Raw genomic sequence first — 1,678 nt, 5'->3', positions numbered from 1 at the left:
TAAGGCCTGTCTGACAATTCCCGTCGTGTCAGCGAGTGTCCGCCGAGCTGGCAGTCCGGAGGTGCGCCGACCGTCTGGCGGGTAGCGCCGGGCAGGACCTACGAACGGCGGGCCAGCAGGTGGGCGTCGAGGAAGCCCCGTTCGGAGGCCGGATCGTGAAGCAGCCGGGCGAAGGGAACGAGCCCGGCATCGGCCAGCAGTTCGGCGAGGCGATCCGTCGGCCAGCTGTAGGCAGGTGCCACCTTGTGGTCGAACCGGATCGGCTCCGGTCCGTCGGTCCCGAAGAAGGAGACCAGGAGCAGGCCACCCGGCGCCAGGACGCGTACCTGCTCGGCGAGCAGCTCCGGCAGTTCCCCCGGAGGGGTATGGATCGTCGAGTAGTGGGCCAGTACGCCACCGAGCGCGCCGTCCTCGATCGGCAGGGATTCCATCCGCGCCTCCTGGAAGCGCAGCGCCGGATGGGCCCGCCGGGCGTGGTCGACCATGCCGGGGGAGAGGTCGAGTCCAAAGGCGTCCAGGCCCAGTTCGTGCAGCATGGCCGTCAGATGTCCGGGCCCGCACCCGACGTCCGCTGCCCGCAGGTTGCCCGTCGCGCGCACCAGTTCGGCGAAGGTGCCGATCATGGCCCGGGCGAACGGCTGAGTCTCCAGCCGGCCTGCGAACAGCGATGCGTACAGCTCGACGACTCCGTCGTAGGCCGCCCTGGTCTCGTCCTGATGATTCGCCACGGGCAGGACTCTATAGCCGGTCTGATAATTGATCTTGTGGCAGGTCGAGGTGAGTTGACGGATGCGGCATGGGGGCGAATGGAGCCCCTGTTGCCGCAGGTGGACGGACGCGGCCGTCCGTGGCGTGATCACCGGCAGGTGGTCAACGGGGTGCTGTGGAGGCTGCGGACCGGGGCTCCTTGGCGCGACCTGCCCGAGCGGTACGGGCCGTGGCAGACCGTCTACGAGCGGTTCGCCCGCTGGGAGGCTGATGGCACCTGGGCGAAGCTGCTGGAGCACGTCCAGGTCCGTGACGACGCGGTGGGCCGGGTGGAGTGGACCGTCGCTGTCGACTCCACGGTAAACCGGGCCCACCAGCACGCCGCGGGCGCCCGTAAAAGGGGGACACGGACGGGGATGAACTGGAAGATCCGGGCCGCTCGCAGACGCGCCAGGCCCTCGGCCGGTCCCGGGGCGGGCTGACCACCAAGGTCCACCTCGCCGTCGACGGCCGGGGTCTGCCGCTGTCGATCGTGCTCACACCCGGAAACGTCAACGACGCCACTGCGTTCGCCGAGGTCCTCGACAAGATCCGCACCCCGCGCGCTGGCACGGGCCGCCCGCGCACGACACCGGACCGCGTGCTGGGTGACAAGGCCTACTCCAGCAGGGCCATCCGCCATCTGTTGCGGCGTCGGGGTATCGCCGCCACGATCCCCGAGCGCCGCGACCAGGTGGCCAACCGCCGACGCCGGGGGCGCCTCGGTGGCCGGCCACCCGCCTTCGACAAGGAGATCTACCGCGACCGCAACGTGGTCGAACGATGCTTCGCCCGCCTCAAGCAGTTCCGTGCGATCGCAACCAGGTTCGACAAGCTCGCAGACCGCTACCGCGCGGGGGTTGTCCTGGCCTCCCTGATCCTCTGGCTCCGTGAAGCGGCCAGGTGATCATTTGTCAGACAGGCTCTAGGG

1 protein-coding gene and 1 pseudogene are annotated in these 1,678 nt (G+C 69.6%); one reads left to right on the top strand and one right to left on the bottom strand.

Annotated features, from left to right (window positions below):
* Nucleotides 1–98: 98 nt before the first annotated feature.
* Nucleotides 99–728 carry a class I SAM-dependent methyltransferase gene (locus ACFWJB_RS35435; RefSeq protein WP_030968184.1) on the bottom strand — a complete coding sequence of 210 codons (630 nt, stop codon included), beginning with the start codon at nucleotides 726–728 and terminating at the stop codon, nucleotides 99–101.
* Between the two features lie 36 nt (nucleotides 729–764).
* Here ACFWJB_RS35435 and ACFWJB_RS35430 point away from each other — a divergent pair.
* Nucleotides 765–1,676, top strand: a pseudogene (locus ACFWJB_RS35430) (IS5 family transposase).
* Nucleotides 1,677–1,678: the final 2 nt, after the last annotated feature.

This window comes from Streptomyces sp. NPDC127100, assembly GCF_042724095.1.
Taxonomy (GTDB): domain Bacteria; phylum Actinomycetota; class Actinomycetes; order Streptomycetales; family Streptomycetaceae; genus Streptomyces.
The sequence above is the reverse complement of the archived record's forward strand: the minus strand, read 5'-3'. Positions and strand labels throughout refer to the sequence as shown.